The sequence below is a fragment of the Blastomonas sp. genome (assembly GCF_030373265.1).
GTDB lineage: Bacteria > Pseudomonadota > Alphaproteobacteria > Sphingomonadales > Sphingomonadaceae > Blastomonas.
In genome coordinates this window covers 70,779-89,507 of sequence record NZ_JAUCZC010000017.1, presented here as the reverse complement: position 1 = coordinate 89,507, position 18,729 = coordinate 70,779, and the positions used below count along the sequence as shown (strand labels likewise).

General features: G+C 63.0%; 17 protein-coding genes. 3 read left to right on the top strand and 14 right to left on the bottom strand.

Features of this window, described 5'->3' with window-relative positions:
* The first annotated feature begins 8 nt into the window (after nucleotides 1–8).
* On the top strand, nucleotides 9–212 hold the full coding sequence (locus QUV11_RS11585) for an AlpA family transcriptional regulator (RefSeq protein ID WP_300882859.1): 204 nt from the start codon (nucleotides 9–11) through the stop codon (nucleotides 210–212).
* A 3-nt stretch (nucleotides 213–215) separates the two neighbouring features.
* Here QUV11_RS11585 and QUV11_RS11580 read toward each other — a convergent pair whose 3' ends face one another.
* From QUV11_RS11580 to QUV11_RS11555, 6 genes are all read right to left on the bottom strand, one after another.
* Nucleotides 216–551: a hypothetical protein gene (locus tag QUV11_RS11580; RefSeq protein WP_300882855.1), complete on the bottom strand. Its 336-nt coding sequence runs from the start codon at nucleotides 549–551 to the stop codon at nucleotides 216–218.
* 470 nt (nucleotides 552–1,021) lie between these two features.
* Complete coding sequence (locus tag QUV11_RS11575; RefSeq protein ID WP_300882853.1) at nucleotides 1,022–1,813, bottom strand: FkbM family methyltransferase; 792 nt, start codon at nucleotides 1,811–1,813, stop codon at nucleotides 1,022–1,024.
* On the bottom strand, nucleotides 1,797–3,110 hold the full coding sequence (locus QUV11_RS11570; protein WP_300882851.1) for a lipopolysaccharide biosynthesis protein: 1,314 nt from the start codon (nucleotides 3,108–3,110) through the stop codon (nucleotides 1,797–1,799). The genes QUV11_RS11575 and QUV11_RS11570 overlap by 17 nt, the downstream gene beginning before the upstream one ends.
* A gap of 2 nt (nucleotides 3,111–3,112) precedes the next feature.
* The gene (locus QUV11_RS11565) at nucleotides 3,113–4,279 is read right to left on the bottom strand and encodes a hypothetical protein (protein ID WP_300882849.1); all 1,167 of its coding nucleotides are present in this window, start codon (nucleotides 4,277–4,279) and stop codon (nucleotides 3,113–3,115) included.
* Nucleotides 4,280–4,346: 67 nt separating this feature from the next.
* Nucleotides 4,347–5,006 carry an HAD family phosphatase gene (locus QUV11_RS11560; protein ID WP_300882847.1) on the bottom strand — a complete coding sequence of 220 codons (660 nt, stop codon included), beginning with the start codon at nucleotides 5,004–5,006 and terminating at the stop codon, nucleotides 4,347–4,349.
* Between the two features lie 44 nt (nucleotides 5,007–5,050).
* A complete protein-coding gene (locus QUV11_RS11555; protein WP_300882845.1) occupies nucleotides 5,051–5,950 on the bottom strand; it encodes an NTP transferase domain-containing protein in 900 nt (299 codons plus the stop codon).
* A 200-nt stretch (nucleotides 5,951–6,150) separates the two neighbouring features.
* Between QUV11_RS11555 and QUV11_RS11550 the strand changes: the two genes are divergently transcribed.
* Nucleotides 6,151–6,828 carry a response regulator transcription factor gene (locus QUV11_RS11550; protein ID WP_300882843.1) on the top strand — a complete coding sequence of 226 codons (678 nt, stop codon included), beginning with the start codon at nucleotides 6,151–6,153 and terminating at the stop codon, nucleotides 6,826–6,828.
* The gene (locus QUV11_RS11545) at nucleotides 6,825–8,183 is read left to right on the top strand and encodes an ATP-binding protein (protein ID WP_300882841.1); all 1,359 of its coding nucleotides are present in this window, start codon (nucleotides 6,825–6,827) and stop codon (nucleotides 8,181–8,183) included. Before QUV11_RS11550 ends, QUV11_RS11545 begins: the two co-directional genes overlap by 4 nt.
* 720 nt (nucleotides 8,184–8,903) lie before the next feature.
* Here QUV11_RS11545 and QUV11_RS11540 read toward each other — a convergent pair.
* The 8 genes from QUV11_RS11540 to QUV11_RS11505 form a co-directional block, all read right to left on the bottom strand.
* Nucleotides 8,904–9,587: a response regulator transcription factor gene (locus QUV11_RS11540; RefSeq protein ID WP_300882839.1), complete on the bottom strand. Its 684-nt coding sequence runs from the start codon at nucleotides 9,585–9,587 to the stop codon at nucleotides 8,904–8,906.
* Nucleotides 9,580–12,228 (bottom strand): sensor histidine kinase KdpD, encoded by a 2,649-nt coding sequence (locus QUV11_RS11535; RefSeq protein ID WP_300882837.1) that lies wholly within the window; start codon nucleotides 12,226–12,228, stop codon nucleotides 9,580–9,582. The genes QUV11_RS11540 and QUV11_RS11535 overlap by 8 nt, the downstream gene beginning before the upstream one ends.
* 12 nt (nucleotides 12,229–12,240) lie before the next feature.
* Nucleotides 12,241–12,795: a potassium-transporting ATPase subunit KdpC gene (gene kdpC / locus QUV11_RS11530; protein ID WP_300882836.1), complete on the bottom strand. Its 555-nt coding sequence runs from the start codon at nucleotides 12,793–12,795 to the stop codon at nucleotides 12,241–12,243.
* A 25-nt stretch (nucleotides 12,796–12,820) separates the two neighbouring features.
* The gene (gene kdpA / locus QUV11_RS11525; RefSeq protein WP_300882835.1) at nucleotides 12,821–14,476 is read right to left on the bottom strand and encodes a potassium-transporting ATPase subunit KdpA; all 1,656 of its coding nucleotides are present in this window, start codon (nucleotides 14,474–14,476) and stop codon (nucleotides 12,821–12,823) included.
* An 11-nt stretch (nucleotides 14,477–14,487) separates the two neighbouring features.
* Nucleotides 14,488–15,297 carry a transporter gene (locus QUV11_RS11520; RefSeq protein ID WP_300882810.1) on the bottom strand — a complete coding sequence of 270 codons (810 nt, stop codon included), beginning with the start codon at nucleotides 15,295–15,297 and terminating at the stop codon, nucleotides 14,488–14,490.
* 54 nt (nucleotides 15,298–15,351) lie between these two features.
* Complete coding sequence (gene kdpB, locus QUV11_RS11515) at nucleotides 15,352–17,379, bottom strand: potassium-transporting ATPase subunit KdpB (RefSeq protein WP_300882807.1); 2,028 nt, start codon at nucleotides 17,377–17,379, stop codon at nucleotides 15,352–15,354.
* On the bottom strand, nucleotides 17,379–17,468 hold the full coding sequence (kdpF, locus tag QUV11_RS11510; protein ID WP_300882805.1) for a K(+)-transporting ATPase subunit F: 90 nt from the start codon (nucleotides 17,466–17,468) through the stop codon (nucleotides 17,379–17,381). The genes kdpB and kdpF overlap by 1 nt, the downstream gene beginning before the upstream one ends.
* Nucleotides 17,469–18,012: 544 nt before the next feature.
* Nucleotides 18,013–18,714 (bottom strand): VIT family protein, encoded by a 702-nt coding sequence (locus QUV11_RS11505; RefSeq protein WP_300882803.1) that lies wholly within the window; start codon nucleotides 18,712–18,714, stop codon nucleotides 18,013–18,015.
* Nucleotides 18,715–18,729: the final 15 nt, after the last annotated feature.

Here is an 18,729-nt window from a genome sequence, read left to right as displayed (position 1 = left end):
CAATGGCCATGGCATCCCATGCACCCGACAGGTTCCTGAGGCTCAACACCGTGCTTGATCGCACGGGGCTGTCCAGAGCGACTCTATACCGCAAAATCCAGGCGGGCACGTTCCCCCGGCAGGTCAAACTTGCAGAGCGATGCTGCGGGTGGCGGGAATCGGCTATCGAGGAATGGCTGCGTAACCCGATGTTCTATGAGGTCGGCGACTGACGATCAGGCGGCGTGCCGGTCGAGTTCAGGAAACAGTGGCAAGGGTGCAAGCTCGGAACGGTCGATCATCGCGCCGTTGTAGAGGCCGACGTTGATCCATTCGACAGACCAATGCAGATCGACGCGTTCGCCTTGGATCCGCACGATGGCAGCGCCCTCGCGCGCTACTGACCAGGAACATCGCAGCTGTTCGTCGTAAGTGCCAACCAGCAAGGTGCAATCGCTGATCCCGACGAGGAACCGGTCGTCGTCGTCAAACGGGACCTGCAGGACGGCTTGGATATCGCCGCTGACCTGAATGTGCGGCTTCCCCGGCACAGGAGAAATCGTGACGCTCACTGCTGAATCGCCTTTCCTACTTGAGAACAAACATAGAACATGGCTCCATCAGAAGGAGTCTGCAATGGTCATTATCGATGGGTCGCCTCTGCCAGGTATCGCAGCTGTGCTGACGAGCCTTGGCACACTGTGGCGTGCAGTCCGCGGCCAAGCTGCGCATCCATGCCGACAAAGGCAGAATTGCGCGAAGTTCGGTTGCGCAAAGCATTCTTGCGCCAAGTCACCAAGAGAATAGTCGAATTGGAGGGGTTGGCATCGAACTCAGCACAGTGAGCCGGCCCCTCTTGGGATAGACGCCAGCAAAGGTCGGCTCGAAGTGCCGATTCTGGGACGAAGCTGCCGTTCGCATAGTTGCCTCGGAACGGCAGGGTTGCCCCAATAACAGCCGTTCCCAATGAACCGAAACTGCCGCCAATGTAAGGCAATGCTTTCTTTATGCGTAGATCACGTGTGCTGAGATAGGACGACTTCTACCGCTGGGCATAGACATCATAATGATGACCGCGACCATAGCGTCGAAAATTACGAAAGCCCGCTCTTTCAAGCTGGGACCGAATAGCCGTTGCATCGCTCCAGCGCTCGTCGATCTCATAGAAAATTCCCGAGACGGCGTGGAAGCTGCGAGCGCGCGCCAGTTCGGTGATGACCTGCTGTTCGAGTCCTTCGACGTCGATCTTGACGATACCTGGCCATTCGGTGCTGAGGATTTGATCGAGCACAGGCGCGTTGATGGTTTGGATGGTGACTTCCTCGCTGACGGCATAGCTCGACTGGTCGGCAAGGCTTGCCGTCCCAGAATGCGCCTGATTCACCTTGATGACGGTCCGCCCTGCCTCGGCTGCGATGGCCAGCTTGTGCAGATTGGCGCGGTCGGCAAGGTTGTTGATTGCAATGTTGCCGCGCAGCATAGCGAAGGTCGCGGGAACGGGCTCGAACGCGACGATCCGTCGGCAGCGCGGATTCATCCCTGCCAGCAGGCTGTAAAGCCCCTGGTTCGCGCCGATGTCGATGAACTGGAAGTCCCGGTCCTGCGCGGCGAGAATGTCGGCAAGGTCGTTGCCATAAGTTGCGAACATGCAATAGCGGAACGTGCGGTCGCGCCAATTGCCCGTCATCTTCACCCCATAGCGGCTGACAAAGACGCCGGGATCTCGGTCGGTCGAACGATGCAGCGCAGCGTAAACGGGCGACATTGTCGCGGCCACTGCCTTGCGCCAGGTCTTGAGCACGCCATAGCGCCAGAAATCAGCAAGCCGTTGCATCTTTGGCCCCTTTGATGGTTGATGTAATCGCCTGCCGGGTGGCGAACCAGAGCATCGACGCGAAACAGACCGCCTGGATCATCGCATGGTAGCCTGCGCCCTCGGTGCCAGCCATGCCGAGCAGCAGCGGCAGCAGGGGCAACGTCAGCAGATTGCAGGTGAGATTTATCTGCAAGCTGCTGCCTGGCCGCCCCAGCGATGTCAGCGCGGTGGACCAGAGGGGCGTTGCCGCAGCGACCGCTCTGGCCGCGAGGATCAGCACCAGCAGCATTGCCCCTGCGAGGAAATCCGGGCCTGCCACCAGCGCAATGATCTGCCGCGCGCCGATGCTCATAAGCGCTGCGACGGCTGCGCCTGCCAGCAGCACCAACCGGGCAGCGCGATCGATGGTCCGGCGCGCTCGGTCGATCTCCCCGGCCGCGACCTGCTTCTGGATGACCGAAAAGGCGGCTTGGCCCAGCAGTTGCGGAGGTTGGGTCAGCACAGCCCCGATGCGGACCGCCAGAGCGTAGAGTCCCGCCGCCGCCGCACCGGAGACCCAGCCGATGATCAGCGGTATGGCCTTGGGTGCGAACTCCCGCAAAGTCTGGTCGAAGTTCGTAATTGTCAAGAAACGAAGAATTCCTGGGTTTTCAGCGATGGCCGAGCTCAGCGTCTCATAGCCGGGCAAAACGAGGCTGATGCCGCGGATGCGGCACACCCACCAGGCGATGGCCCACATCGACAAACCTTCTGCAACGGACGCCACCAGCCAGACGATCAGGAACGCCTGAAGCCCGCCACCTGAGGCCAGGATGAGCAGCGTTCCGGCGAGACGAACCAGCGGCATAATAGCCTGATGCGCGGCGATCAGATCGAACCGGCCGGTAATCTGCAACAGCCCCCAGGGTGTCGCGCGGACGGTCGCCAGTATGGCGAGGCTGTAAATCGGTGCGAAGGCGATTGTTTCGGACGACCATCCCAGCGCCAGACCGATCGGATAGGCGAGTGCTGCCGTCAAGATGATGGCGATCAGCGCCATGCCGAATTCGAGCAACGCCATGAACGCCAGCAACCGGCTGAGCCGCCCCAAGTCCTGCTCGTGCAGTGCCTGGGTTCCGAAGCTGACCACCGGGTGGAAGCCAGAGAACGCGATCAGCGCGCCCATGAAGGTCGCATAGCCATGCACGAGATTGAGCACGCCATAATCGGTTACGCCCAGCATGCGCGCGGACAGCGCGATATAGATTAGGCTGATCAGCCCGGCGACGGTCTTGCCGGACATGAGCAAGCCGAGATTGCGCGCGATCCGGCTCATGTTCAACGGTCGCCGTCCGTGGCGAGAAAGGCTTCGATGGCGCGCGCAGCACGCAATGCGGAAGGCTCAGGCGAGACCGAAAAGGTATCGTCGAGCAGGCGATACTGCTGCGCACGATATTCGGCCTGGCTTGCGAACGCACGGTCGATCGCCTCGATCAGGCGGTCGGGGGTCTCGATGACCGGCCCTGCGGTCCAGTGCAGATAATTGGGGTCGTTCCGCCAGGCCAAGTTATGGCTGTTGAGGAAAAGGCATGGCCGCGGCGCGCGCAGGAACTCGTAGACCTGGCTGCTGACATCGCCGAGATAGAGATCGGCGCGGTTGGTATAGGACATGTCGCTGCTGGCACCGCTGCCGAGGTCCAGATGAATATGTGAAGAAGCCGATACCGCGGCGCCGGGAGGCTGGACGCGCGCGACGGCAGGCGGATCGATGGTCACGGTCCATTTGCGGGCAAACAGCATCACATGCGGCGCAAAGATCAGGTTGTAGCGATCCTGACCCACAAATGCGTCGAGCACCGCCCGCCCATGGCGATGCCAACTCGACAGCTTCGGCGACGGATGCGGGTTATACAGCACTACGGGTCGATGCGGCTCGGGGAAGCTGTCGGCAAAGCGGTTGTCGGCACACAGATCGAACTTGGGATAGCCGCAGATCGCGATCCTGTCCGGGGCAAGTCCCGCCTCTTTGATCAGCCGCTGACGGATCTTGTCCCCCGGCACCAGCACGAGATCGAACAGCGCGCTCTGCCGATTGAAGCCGATGGCGCGGTCGCCGGCTCCGTGCCGCGTGTGGATGATCGTCAGCCTGTCGAGCCCGTATCGCGTCTTGAGCAGCAGCGATGTCTTCTCGGATACGACAAGCGCGTCGAAACTGCGAAAGAAGTCCAGATTATCACGATAGAGCAGCGCCTTGGTCGCGGGCACGGCGCTATCGAGCCAAACGGCGGCGAAGCGGGCGACGGGCGATTTCAGCCCCAGCCGGATCATGCTGGCACCTGCCAGTTCCACCCCGCCCAGTCGGGCAAGCTCCTGGCCGATAGCGTCGCTCGTATAGGCCAGCACGATCTCGTTGCCGCCCTGTGCCAGCATCTGCACCGCAATGGGCAGGCTGTGCGCGAGCTGGTGCGTCTGGTCGTGGTTGAACAGGAAGCAGATGCGTTTCACAGGCGCAGTTGCCCCCCGGTCTCGAACTGCGCCCGCGTGCTGCGACAAGACGGTGAAATACGGTCCACTATCTGCCCCAGTCAACTTGCTGCCAGCGCGCCGAGGGTTTGGCAAAGCGGCCCACGAGCACGCCCTCATCGGCAAAGTCGAGGATCGGTGCATCGCTGGCATGGTCGGTATAGGCCGTGATGAACAGCTCGGCGCGATCGAGGCCGCTTTCCCGCAACCAGGCTTCTGCTCGTTGGACCTTCTCGGCCCCGTAATTGTTGCGGCCATCGATCTCCGCCAGCAAGGCACCGTCGGCGGAGCGCTTGTGGCGCGTCGCGATGCATACAGCAAAACCGAGCCGGTCAGCCATCGCAGAGGCGTAGATTTCCGGCGCGGCGGTGACCAGCACCAGCAGAACGTCCGAAGCCTGGTCCTTGGCGATCTGCTCAAGCGCTCCGGGGCGGACGTTGCGTGCGATCTGCTGATCGACAAAGGCATCGATCGATGGTTGCAGGCGCTGATTACGGACCTCGCGGCCCACCATCAGCCACAGACCGAAGCGCTTGAGGCCATCCCGGCCATACAGGCCCAGCTTGTAGCCCAGCATGGCCAGAACCCATAAGGCCAGCAATGCAAGCCTCCAGCCGCCACGGCGCACGGCCATATGCACCAAAAAGGGCGTAAAGGTCGGAGCTACCGTGACGGTGCGGTCCAGATCATAGAGCGCGATGGCCTTCACAGGCAGTCTTCCCCAGACATTGGCATTATGGTTTCAGCGGGCCATCAGGCCGGCATGCCGGGAAGCGTCACAGGGCAACCAGCCATATCGGATGCGCTGGTTCCCGCCTGTTCGGCTAACAGCCTTTCGACAAGCGCATGATCCTCCGGCTTGTCAACATCGACGCCCGTTCGTCCGTCAGTCAGCAGCACAGGGGAAACATCCAGCCCCAATCGTTGTCCGGCCGCAGTCAACGCCGCGTGCAAGGTGAGCCGGCGAAGCAGGATCTTTAGAAGCAGCACCGGTCCAAAGCGCGCGGCAAGCTTGAGCATCGACTTGCGGTCGTGTTCGGCGGTCTCCCAGAACCGCAGCAAAGGTGCGACGCGCACTGACCTCAGTGCAAACAGATTCGCGCCGGTAAAGGCACCATCGCCAAAGCGCAGCCATGTGCGCGTGCTCGGGCCGCATGCCGCCTCGAGCCGGGATCGCTCGACCAGTCCGATGGCGACGTCCTGGCCTGTCAACCCGCGCATGAATTCATGTGTGGTCTCAGGCGTCAGCATGACGTTGTCGGCCGTAGTGACAAGGACGGGCCACTGGATGTCGCCTCTGCCGATGGCATCAAGCACACTGCCGCTGATCGTGGCACCCGATCTGCACGCCACGACGCGCAGGTCGGATCGCAAGGCCAGCAATGCGGGATGAGTCATTTGCTCGTCGATGTCCTGCGCAAGCACCAGCACTTTCGCGATTCCAGGCGTGTGCAGCAGCGTCCGCAGAACGCGAAGCAGCATCGGTTCGCCGCGCACCGGCACCAGCGATTTCGTCCGCATGCCGAAATGGGCCGCGACCGGATCGACGCCCGGCCGCTGACCGGCCAGAACCACAGCGGTCCAGCCGACGGTGACATCGCGGCAAGGTGCGCCTTCGTATCCGGCCAGGTTTGAAGAGAGCGTTGCGTGCATCCATCATCGCATGGCCCATGCGCCTGACGGGACGATGTTTATAACATTTGTTTTTGCAAACGTTTGGACGGAAAGAGCCTCAACCGTGACGAGTGCTCGTGAAGCCCGATGATGTCGCTGTAGATATTGGAGGTTTACAGGAGCGGCAAACTGGTCTTGGCTGGACTGGCTGCGCATATCGGAACGATCAGACTGCCCCCATGCACATACTTCTTGTCGAAGACGATCATGACGTCGCCAGCTACATCGCCTCGGGTCTCAAGGAACGCGGGCACATCGTCGAGTGGCAATCCGATGGCAAGGAGGCGCTGGTTCGAGCCTCCTGCGAAGTCTACGACCTGATCGTCCTCGACCGCATGCTGCCGTCGGTCGATGGCCTGAAGATTGTGAACGTCTTGCGGGCAACCGACGACCGCACTCCAGTGTTGCTGCTGAGTGCGCTCAGCGATGTGGACGAGAGAGTAAAGGGCCTTCAGGCAGGCGCGGACGACTATCTGTCCAAGCCCTTCGCCATGTCGGAGCTTCTGGCGCGGGTCGAGGCCCTGGCACGACGCGGTAGCGTAAGCGCGACCAGTGAGCAGACCGTGCTGCGTTTCGCGGATCTGGAAATCAATCTGATCGCACACACTGCGCAACGATCCAGCATGCGGATCGACCTCACCCAGCGGGAGTTCCGCTTTCTCGAGTATTTGGTCCGCAATGCCGGGCGTGTGGTGACCCGGTCGATGCTGCTCGAAAATCTGTGGGACTATAATTTCGATCCACAGACCAACGTCATCGACCAGCACGTAAGCCGTCTGCGCACCAAGCTGGAATCGGGCGGCAGATCACGTCTCATCCATACGCTGCGCGGCGTGGGCTATATCGTGCGGCAATGACCGGATATCTCCTCAAGAGCCTCTCGGTCCGTCTGACCATCCTTTACGCAGGGACATTCTGCCTCTCGGTCACGCTACTGGGCACAGCTTACTATTGGATCAGTGTGCATCAACCGCGCCTGGCGATAAGGGGGCTGGCGGATCGTGATTTCGTGGCGATGCAGGCGATCGACGAAACCAGCGGTAGGGCTGCCCTGATCGATGCGCTGCGCGCCCGTGAACAGGGGGCAGGCGGGCGCGATCATTTCTTTGCGCTGGTCGGTCGTGACGGTCGGACGATAGTAGCAAACCTGCCGAGCTGGCCGAGCAGGCAGGAGAGCCGGTGGCTTGAGGTCGAAGCCGATACTTTTGTCGAAGGAGAGGAGATCGATCATTATGCGATCCTGAGGGACGGCACGCTGAAAGACGGTGCCCGTCTGCTGACCGCTTGGGATGCCGATGAGGTGCTTGCCCGCGAAGAGCAGCTGCGCGCGGCATCATTGTGGCTGATTGGTGGAACGATTTTCCTCGGCATTTGCGGTGCTCTGCTGATGACCGCAGCCATCACCAAACGGCTCGATGCGATCAATCGCGCCGCGCTTATGGTGATGGATGGAGACCTGAGTCAGCGCGTGCCGATCAAGGGGACTGGTGACGATTTCGATCGGCTTGCCGGCACGCTGAACGTGATGCTCTCACGCATCGAAATGTTGTTCGAGGCGGTCAGGCGCGTATCCGACAGCGCTGCGCATGAGCTGCGAACACCGCTTACCCGGTTGATCGGTCATCTCGACCGCGTCGATCTGGATATGCTGGGGTCTGAACCGCGCAAATCATCGTTGTTCGCCGCCATGCAGGAAGCAGAACGGTTGAACCGCATCCTTGACGCGACGCTGCGAATCTCGCGGGTAGAAGGCCGACGGTATGAGGCCCGGATCAAGTCCGTCGATCTCGCGGTGCTGGCGGAGGATGTATACGACTATTACCGGCCCGAAGCAGATCGGCGCAGCATCGCCATCAACGTTTCGAGCCAAGGTGATGCGGCGATCGACGGGGACGCCGACCTGTTGTTCCAGGCGCTGTCCAACCTTGTCTATAACGCCATAAAGTTTGGCCATTCGCAGGGACGGGTAACGATTCTCTCCGGCACCGATCCGAACGGGACCTTTCTTTCCGTTTGCGACGACGGTCCGGGGCTGACGTCGGGCGAAGCTGATTATGTGACTGAAAGGTTTTTCCGCGGCGCTGCCGGACGCAACGCAGGCGGCGACGGTCTGGGCCTGAGCCTCGTCGCCGCTATCGCCGACTGGCATCGGTGCGACCTGGAGTTCGTGAACAGTGCGCCTGGGTTGGTCGTGACGCTTCGCTGGACATGAATAGGACGCTTCAGCGGCAGCAATGAAGCCATATATTTCCTAACGGGCAACCATTGGCGCGGTGGACAAACCTGTCTCAAAGCAAACGCCCATTAAACCTCGAGCCACCCAGCGTCAGCTTCTGTTGGAAGCGGACGATGACCTTCGCTCAACTCAGTGACCGATTTTGGGTCGACAGCCGACACAGTATTCTGCAACTGGGGAACGCTCGCAAACTTTCGCCTGTGCCCAAACCCGCCTTTAAGCGACCGACCAGAAATAGACGGGGCTGCATGTCAAAAAGTCCAGGTGGCATTCAAGGAGAGCCATGCTAAGATTTGATTCGCCTGCACAGAGCCGGTACTGCGCCACCACGCAAAAGGCTTCAACGCTCACTAAAACGCCCGGTGAGTTTGATGGTATCGCTGATGGTATCGGGCAAATCTGCGAGCTCAAAACAAGATTTAAGTCAATGTTTTAATTGATTTTTTTGATTCCCGTAGGGGTCACCAGGGATGCTTTTTCTGAGCATTCCGTGATTTGCCATAATTGGCTGTTTTCCGCGGTTTCCCGACAGAATGATGCCAGTTGGCCTGGCGAGATATTTCCGCACGCCAACCAGGACGTTGGCCCCTATCGCCGTCGGTCCTAGCGTGCCGTCATCCGGCGCTATCCAGTTCCGACCAAGCTTAAAGTTGATGGCCAAGCTGCCAGCCGTTGTAGATCCTTGTGGGGCGCGCCTCAGGCAACGGCGATCCGGTATCCCACGCCAGGTTCGTTGACGATCAGCTTCGGACTGGCGGGGTCGAGCTCGAGCTTCTTGCGCAATGACCGGACCGCGGCGCGCAGATAATCGAGGTCGTCACGGTGTGCCTCGCCCCAGACGGTTTCGAGCAGGCTCTGGTGGGTCATCACCCGTCCTGGGCGGTCGGACAGCGCCCAGAGCAGGTTGAACTCGCGTGGAGTCAGTTCGACCTGTGCGCCGCGTATGTGCACGCGGTGGGCTTGCCGGTCGATCGATCCCTCGCGAAACTCGCGGACAGTAACATCCGCCAACGGCCCCGCCTTGCGCCGGATCGCCGAGCGCACCCGGGCGAGCAGCTCTTCGCTGTCGAAGGGCTTGGTGACGAAATCGTCGGCCCCCAGATCGAGCGCGGCGACCTTTTCGGCGGTGGCATCGCGCGCAGTGAGAACGATGATCGACTGGCCAAAGCCTGCAAGCTGGGGCAGGATCTCCAGCCCGTCGCGATCGGGCAATCCCAGATCAAGCAACGCCACCAGCGGCGCCTGCTGTCCCGACGCCAGCCGCACCGCCTCTGCGGCGGTTGCGGCCTCGCAATGGGTCAGCCCCACCCGGTCGAGCGCACTTGTCAGCAGCCTGCGGATCGCAGGCTCATCGTCGACAATCAGAACGTCTTTACGCATGGTCGGCCTTGTCCAGTGTGGCTGCACTGTCTGGTACGGGCAGCGACAGTTCGAATAGCGCGCCGCCACCCTTTCGGTTGCGTGCACAAATGGTGCCCCCGACCGCATCGGTAAAGTTCTTGGCGATCCACAGGCCCAGCCCCGACCCACCGACGCGGTCGCTTCCTTCGAGCCGATGAAAGCGTTCGAACAGCGCATCGCGGTCGGCGGGCAGGCCGGGGCCGCGATCCATCACCCGGCACACCGCTCGGTCATCCTGGCACAGGAGCTCGACATCGACCGGCGCATCGGCGGGCGAGAACTTGAGCGCGTTGTCGATCAGGTTGATCAGCACGTGGCGCAACAGCAACGGATCGCTCGACAGGAACGGGCAATCGGCATCGATGTGCGTCGCCACGCGGGCACCGGGCTTGTCCTGGCGCAGATCGCGCAGCACTGACATGATGACATCGGTCAGATCCACGCTTTCCCATTTGGGCTCGATCGCGCCGTGCTCGATCCGCGAGGCTTCGAGCAGATCGTTGAGGAAGCGCTGCAACCGGCGCGATTCGGCGCGCGCAATCCTGACCTCCTCGGCATAGCTGCCTTCTGCCGGAATCGCCTCGGTCGCGGCGATCACCGCGGTGAGCGGCGTGCGCAGGTCGTGCGCGATGCTGCCGAGCAGCGCGCCGCGCAGCCGGTCGCGTTCGCGCAGGCCATCGACCTGTCGGGCCTCGGCCTCCAGCACCAACCGTTCGTGCGCCAGCGCGGTCTGGTCGACCAGGGATGCGAGCAGCGTGGCATCATCGGGCCGGATCACGCGCTCCTTGGTCGATCGGGCCACTCCCAGTGCGCCCATGATGCCCAGCGCAGTCTTGAGCGGATGGAACTGCCAGTCTGCCGATGTCAGCGTGCCGGTGTCCCTGCCGGTGGCTTCGCCGTGTTCCAGGGCCCAGCGCGCAGCGGCGGCATCGACCATATCGAGCTCGGCAAAGCGCTCATTGCCGCGCGAAACGACGCGGTCGTCTTCGAGCGAGACGATCATCGCTTCGACATCGAGCAGCATCCCGATTTCGCGGCAGGCGACCCGCGCAGTTTCCTCCCGGTCGGAAAGCCCACCCATCAAGCCTGCAAAGCGCGCCAGCGAGGCGTTCAGCCGGGCGACACCCGCGCTGGTTTGTGCCTGCCGCCGCACCTTGCCCGCCAGTGCGCCCACCACGATGGCGACCAGCGCCAGCACGAAGAAAGTCACCACATCGGCAGGGCTATAAATCGTGAACGTGTAGAGCGGCGGGATGAAAAAGAAATTGTACGACAGTGCCGCCCAGATCGCCGACCAGACACCTGCGCGCATCCGCAGTACGGTCGATGAAACGATCACCGGCAGCAACAGCAGCAGATCGATTGCGGTAAACGCAATCCAGGGCTGCACCAGATGCAGCAGCGCCACAGTGCCCGCAACGAGCAGAAAGGCGATGACATTGTCGCGCTGCGAATAGGGGTCATATGGCTGCGAGGGCTTTTCGTCCGCCTCGTCGAGTGGAACGACGTGCACCGCGATGGTCTTGGCCCGGCGGATGACATCCTGCGCGATCGATCCGTGGCGCCATTCGAACCAGCGGCTACGGCGGCTCTTGCCGATGACGATCTGGCTGGCGCGCAGCTCGCTGGCCTGATCAACCAGCGCCTGGCCAACATCCTGCGCGGCGACCGTCATCAGCGATGCGCCTAGCGAAGCTGCCAGCGCCAGATTGTCGGCAAGCTGTTCGCGCTGGTTGCCGTGCACGCCCCGCGCGCTGCCGCTTTCGACCACCACGGCTGTCCACGGCGCGTGCAGCAGATCGGCCATGCGCTTGGCCTGCCGCACGACGCGCGCGCCGCCCTTGCCGGGGCTCACCGCGACCATCAGCCGCTCGCCCGACACGAAGTCCGCGCGCTCGCCACTCATCTCGAGCTGGCTCGACAGGCGCCGGTCGACATTGTGCGCGGCAAAGCGCAGCGCCATTTCGCGCAGCGCCGACAGCTTATTGGGCGTGAAGAAGTTCGTGAGCGCGCGACCTGCGGTATCGGGCAGATAGACCTTGCCCGCCTGCAACCGCTCGATGAGAGCATCGGGCGGAAGATCGACGACGATCAGTTCGGCATCGTCGAGAATGCTGTCAGGGATCGTCTCGCGCACCCGGACATGCGTGAACCCGGCCACGACATCGTTGAGGCTCTCGATATGCTGGATGTTGATCGTGGTTGCGACATCGATCCCGGCGGCGAGCAGCTCGCCGACATCCTGCCACCGTTTGGGGTGGCGGCTGCCCGGTGCATTGCTGTGCGCGAGTTCGTCGACCAGCACCAGATCGGGGCGACGCAGCAACGCCGCATCGATATCGAATTCCTCGAGCCGGTGGCCCTGATGGTCCACGCCAACCCGCGGCAGCACGTCGAGCGGCTCGAGCAGCGCCGCCGTCTCGGATCGGCCATGCGTCTCGGCGATGCCGACCAGCACGTCGCAGCCTTCCGCCTGTCGCCGCGCGGCGTCCTGCAGCATGCGATAGGTCTTGCCCACCCCCGGTGCGGCGCCGAGATACGCGGTGAGCTTGCCGCGCTGCTCGCGCTCTGCGATCCGCAAGAAGCGGTCGGCGTCTTTGCTGGGCGGCGAGTTGGTCATCGTGTGCGCTACTTATGGTGCCAGCCGGTCGAGCGCCAGATTGAGATTGAGGACATTGACGATCGGCGCTGGTGCAAACATCCCTCCGGGGGCGTGTGCAGTACCTCGCACCAGCTGGCGCACCTGTTCGGCGGCCAATCCTCGCGCGGCAGCGACCCGATCGGCCTGATACAGTGCGCCCGCCAACGAGATGTGCGGATCGAGCCCACCGCCCGATGCGGCAACCAGATCGGCGGGCAACGGGCTGTCGTCGCCGGCACCATAGCGCGAAACCGTCCCTGCGGCCCGATCCGCCAGATCCGTGCTGGTCGGCGACAGGTTGCTTCCGCCAGCGCCCATCCCGTCATAATCGACAGCCGACGGGCGCGGCCAGAAATAGCGCTCCGAGGTGAAGTTCTGCGCGACCAGTTCGCTGCCGACGGCTTGACCATCGATCGCAATGATCGAGCCGTTGGCGCGATAGGGTGTGACCGCCTGGGCGAAGCCCAGCACAATCGTGGCATAGCCGATGACGCAGACCGCGAAGGTGATCAGCCACAGGCGAATGGAAGGAAGAAGGTAGGTCATAGGTCTGTCCTTTGGCCAGTTGGGCTCAGCCCATCAGGGTGACATGCTCGGCGATCGGGCCGAGTGCGGCAGCGGGGAAGAAGGTCAGCGCGCCGAAGATCAGGATGGTGATTACCAGCACGGTGCCAAAGGTGCCGCCCTCGACGCTCAGCGTGCCAGCGCTCTCGGCGCTGCGGGTCTTGGCCATCAGCGAGCCGACAATGGCGAGCGGAGCGATGATCGGCAGGAAGCGTGCGATCAGCATGACAAGGCCAGTGGCGATGTTCCAGGGCAGCGTGGCGTCGCCCAGCCCTTCGAAGCCCGATCCGTTGTTCGCGCCTGCCGAGCTGAATTCGTAGAGGATCTCCGAAAAGCCGTGCGCGCCGACGTTGTTGAGCGCGCCCTGCCCCCAGGCGGTGGCCGCGAACAGCGCGGTGCCGCCGAGGATCAGAAAGGCGTGGCTGAACAGCGCCAGCACGGCCAGTCGCATCTCGTTGCCCTCGATCCTGTGCCCGAGATATTCGGGTGTGCGGCCTACCATCATCCCGGCGATGAACACCGCGACGACGATGTAGAGGAACATGTTGATCATGCCGACGCCCACCCCGCCGAAGGTGGCGTTGAGCCACATGCCGACCATCGGCATCAGCCCGGTGAGCGGGTTGAGACTGTCATGCATCGCGCCGACCGATCCGTTGCTGGTCGAAGTCGTCAGCACCGCCCACAGCGGTCCGGTGGCAGCGCCCAGCCGAAGCTCCTTGCCTTCGAGATTGCCGACATCCTGCATGACCGGCAGGCTGGCGAACGCCTGGGTGGGCGCGGCCTCGAACGCTACCGCACCGCCGATCTTGAGCAGCAGGAAGGCGAGCATCACGCCGAAGATGACGCCTGCATGCTTCATTCGCCCAATGATCCGCCCGAACATCCACACGCACGCCATCGGAATGAGGATCAGCGCGATCATCGAAAAGCCGTTCGACCAGAAGTCCGGATTTTCCAGCGGGTGGGTCGAGTTGGGGCCAAAAAACCCGCCGCCATTGGTGCCGAGCTGCTTGATCGCAACGAATGCTGCTGCCGGACCACGTGCGATGGTTTGCGCAGCGCCTTCCAGCGTGGTCACCTGAGCCGCGCCTGCCAATGTCATCGGAACGCCGCTCAGCGCCAGCACGCAGGCGACGACGATCGCCAGCGGCAGCAGCACGCCGAAAGTGGCGCGTTGCAGATCGAGGAAGAAATTGCCCATGCTGGCCTGGCCACCAATACCGCGCGCCAGTGCCGCTAGCGCCGCGATGCCGGTCGCGGCCGAGACGAACTGCAGCCACATCAGACCACCCAGTTGCGCCAGATAGCTCCAGGTGCTCTCGCCCGAATAATGCTGGAGGTTGGTGTTGGTGGTGAACGACGCGGCGGTGTTGAACACGAGGTCGAGCGACGCTGCCGATTGCCCGTCCGGATTGAGCGGCAGCGCGTGCTGCGTTGTAAGCAGCGCGAACACGAACACGAACATTAGCGCGTTGAACGCCAGCAGCGCGATCGCATACTGCTTCCAGCCCTGATCGGGCGCGCCGCCCACCGCGCGGGTGAACAGGCTATCCGCGCGGGCGAAGCGACCCGAAAACAATCCGGCCATGTATTGGCCCAACGGCCAGGAGAGCAAAGCTGCGCCGCCGACCACCAGCATGATTGCGAATATGGCTTCCATCATCGTTCCCTTCAGAAACGGGTCGACACGCCGATGTAGCTGACCACATCGGGGGTGTTGCGGTTGAGGCCGAAATTGGCCCCGATATCGAACTGCAGATTGGGCCGCGCGAGCCAGACCACGGCGGCATCGGCGCTGTATTGGTCGACCGTGCCGGCAGAGGTGAAGTCCTGCCGCGTCCACAGCTCGCCCAGCAGCGTGACCGCGCCCAGCGACTTGGCGACGTTGACGAGCCCGGTGAGCCCTGTGCGGTGACCCGAGCCATCGGTATCTGCGATCACATTGAACTGCGGCCCCAAAGTGACCGTCCAGCCGCCCGGAACGCTGTAGTTGATCGGCACCGCGATGCCGCCCTCGACCTTGCCGTTGCCGATGCCGCCGGGCGCGGTCGGCACTTTGACGAACGGCAGCACCGCGATTTGCAGCGCATTGGCAGGATCGGTCAGGCGGCGCTTGTAGCGCAGCGTGACATCGCCGACGCCATCGGCGATGCTGACCAGCCCCGCCGCATCGCGCGACCGGACCCGGACATACGGCGCCCAGTTGATCTGCAGATCGCTGTTGTCGGTCAGGCCGAACTTGAGCACTGGGTTGGTGAACGCGATGCTGTCCACCCGGCCGCCAGCGACCTGATTGGTGGTCCAGTTGAAAACGTCCGCCTCGATCTGCACCATGCCTGCAGGCACGGTGCAGGCATAGTTGCCGTTGGTGGGCCGATCGGTGCAGATCGGGCTGTCAGCGGGCGTGGTCTGGGCGAATGCCGAACCGGGTGTCGTGGCCAGAGCGACGAGCAGCGGAAGAAAAGCGACACAGGTACGCATTATGGGGTCTTTCCTATGAAATGAGATTAGAACCGGGAGCGGCAGGCGCATGGCTCAGGCAAGACCGACAGCGGTCACGGCTAGGTCGATCAGCTTGATCCCGATGAACGGCGCGACCACCCCGCCGACGCCGTAGACCCCGAGGTTGCGCAGCAGCTGGCTGGCGGCGGGCATCGGGCGATAGGCGACCCCGCGTAGCGCCAGCGGCACCAGCAGCGGGATGATCAGCGCGTTGAAGATGATCGCCGAGAGGATCGCGCTGCCCGGCGTTGCCAGCCCCATCACGTTGAGCACGCCAAGCGACGGATAGAGCACCACGAAAATCGCGGGCAGGATCGCGAAATACTTTGCGACGTCGTTGGCGATCGAGAAGGTGGTGAGCGCCCCGCGGGTCATCAGCAACTGCTTGCCGATGCCGACGATCTCGATCAGCTTGGTCGGATCGCTGTCGAGATCGACCATGTTGCCCGCCTCGCGCGCCGCTTGCGTGCCGGTGTTCATTGCCACGCCGACATCGGATTGCGCGAGTGCCGGCGCATCGTTGGTGCCATCGCCGCACATCGCGACCAGCTTTCCGCCCGCCTGTTCCTTGCGGATCAGCTCGAGCTTGTCCTCGGGGGTCGCCTCTGCGAGGAAATCGTCGACCCCGCTTTCGGCGGCGATCGACGCGGCGGTGAGCGGGTTGTCGCCGGTGATCATCACGGTGCGGATTCCCATCCGGCGCAGTTCGGCAAAGCGCTCGCGGATGCCCGCCTTGACGATATCCTTGAGGTGGACAAGCCCGAGCAGCCGGTTGCCATCCGCCACAGCCAGCGGCGTCCCACCCGAGCGTGCGATGGTTTCGGACGCCTGGCGCAGCGCCGCAGCAGCGGTCGGATCGACCGTGTCGCCAAGCCGCTTGAGCACCGCATCGACCGCACCCTTGATCAGCGAGCGCTCCTCGTTTCCGGCTCCGATCAGCAGCCCGCTGACCCGGGTCTGCGAGGTGAACGCGATCGGCTCGGCGCCGTCGGGCATTGCCTCGCCATCGCCTGCCAGCGTGACGATCGACCGGCCTTCGGGGGTGGTGTCAGCAAGGCTCGAGAGCCGTGCTGCGGCAATCAGGTCGGCTTTGGCCACTCCGGGCAATGGAACGAACTCGGTGGCCTGACGGTCGCCAATGGTGATCGTTCCGGTCTTGTCGAGCAGCAGCGCGCCGATATCGCCCGCCGCCTCGACCGCGCGGCCCGACTTTGCGAGCACGTTGAAGCGGATCAACCGATCCATCCCGGCGATGCCGATGGCCGACAGCAGCCCCGAGATCGTGGTCGGGATCAACGCCACGAACAAGGCGATCAGCACCGGCACCGCGATCTCGCCACCGGCATAGGATGCAAACGCGGGCAGCGTGCCCACCGCGACCAGGAAGATCAGCGTCAGCCCGGTGAGCAGCACGGTCAGCGCGATCTCGTTGGGGGTCTTCTGGCGGCTCGCGCCTTCGACCAAGGCGATCATCCGGTCGAGAAACCCGCTTCCGGGCTCTGCGGTGACCTTGACCTGGATCTGGTCGGAGATGACCGTCGTGCCTGCGGTCACCGCTGAACGGTCGCCGCCGGCCTCGCGGATCACCGGCGCGCTTTCGCCGGTGATTGCTGCCTCGTTGACCGAGGCCACGCCTGCGACCACCTCGCCATCTGCCGGGATGACCTGGCCCTGGCAGACCAGAACGATGTCACCGCGGTTCAGCTGAGTTGCGGGAATTTCCTCGGTCGAACCTGTCCGGTCGATGCGCAGCGCGACAAGCTGGTCCTTGGTCGCGCGCAACGATTGCGCCTGCGCCTTGCCGCGGCCTTCGGCCAGCGCCTCGGCGAAGTTGCCGAACAGCACGGTGAGCCACAGCCAGAACACCAGTTGCCCTTCGAACAACAGGTCCCCCGAACCGCCAGCGATGTTGCGGACGAGGATCGCGCTGGCCACCGCAGCGACCACCGCCGTGGTGAACATCACCGGATTGCGCACCAACGTGCGCGGGTCGAGCTTGACGAACGCATCGCGGATGGCAGGGACGACGAGCTTGCGCTCGAACAGCGAAGCGCGGTCCATCAGAAGCGCTCCGGCTGCAACAGAACGACGATGAGATACACCAGCAGGCCGAGAGCCACGAGTCCGGCAAGAGCAAGATCAAAGGTCATGAAGGCTCCTTTCAACGGAGGCCTCCTTGCGGCGGATCGTCATGAAAATTCGATGGGCAAAGCTGTATGCCGATGTGAAATCTGCATGAAAATGACCGGAGCAGACCACGCCCGATGCACGACCGAGTGGTCCTCCAAGGGCAGCCACTCAGACGATCACGTCTAGCGGTTCCGTCGCCATGAACAGCCAGTCTGCCCCCGGCGTAAATCGGGTCTTTGTGGCCATCTCCGCCACTTCGGGAATGGCCGGTATCAACGTGACCGGTCGTTCCCGAGAGGGGTGGCGATCAGCCGGCTTGTTCCACGATCCGGCGTTGGCCCCTGGCAGCTGTCGACCCAGACCCGGTCACTCAGTGGCGCCAACATGAATGTCTGGTCCTGACAGAAGCTGCCGTTGTAGAAATTGAATGCGGATGCTCGGCAATGCGACTCAAAATCCCGCTATTCGGCCCGGTTTTACCGCTTCAATAGAGCAAGTTGCGTGACATCACCCTAGCTAAAGCACTCGTACAGGGTGGAGCCACCACCCATCGAAACCAGATGCTCAAAGCGCCGCGCCGACCATGCGACCGATACCCGCCGTCAGTCCCATGGCGATAGCACCCCAGACGGTAACCCGTGCGCTGGCACGCCACAGTGACGCGCCGCCTGCCTTCGCGCCAATCGCGCCGAGCAACGCCAGAAACACGAGAGAGGCCACCGCGACGGCAATAGTCAGGGTTGCTGCGGGGGCAACCAGCACCATCGCCAGCGGTAGCGCCGCACCGACAGAAAAAGTCGCAGCAGACGTCAGCGCCGCCTGGACAGGCCGGGCCGTGGTGAACGATGAAATCCCCAGCTCATCCCGCGCGTGCGCGCCAAGCGCATCGTGTGCCATCAGCTGACGTGCGACAGTGTCAGCCGTTGCCGCATCCAGCCCGCGACCCATGTAGATACCTGCCAGCTCTTCAATCTCTGCGTCGGTATCGTTTGCCAATTCGCTGCGTTCGCGTGCGATGTCAGCATTTTCGGTATCCTGCTGCGAGCTGACCGAGACATATTCGCCTGCCGCCATCGACATTGCGCCTGCGACCAACCCGGCAGTCCCAGCTATCAGCACGTCCGCCGACTGCGCGGATGCGGCGGCCACGCCGATGATTAGGCTGGCGGTCGAGACAATGCCGTCGTTCGCCCCCATCACGGCCGCGCGCAGCCAACCAATTCGCGAAACCAGATGACGTTCGGGGTGGATGTGCAGTCTTGTCATGGCAGGGCGCCTTTC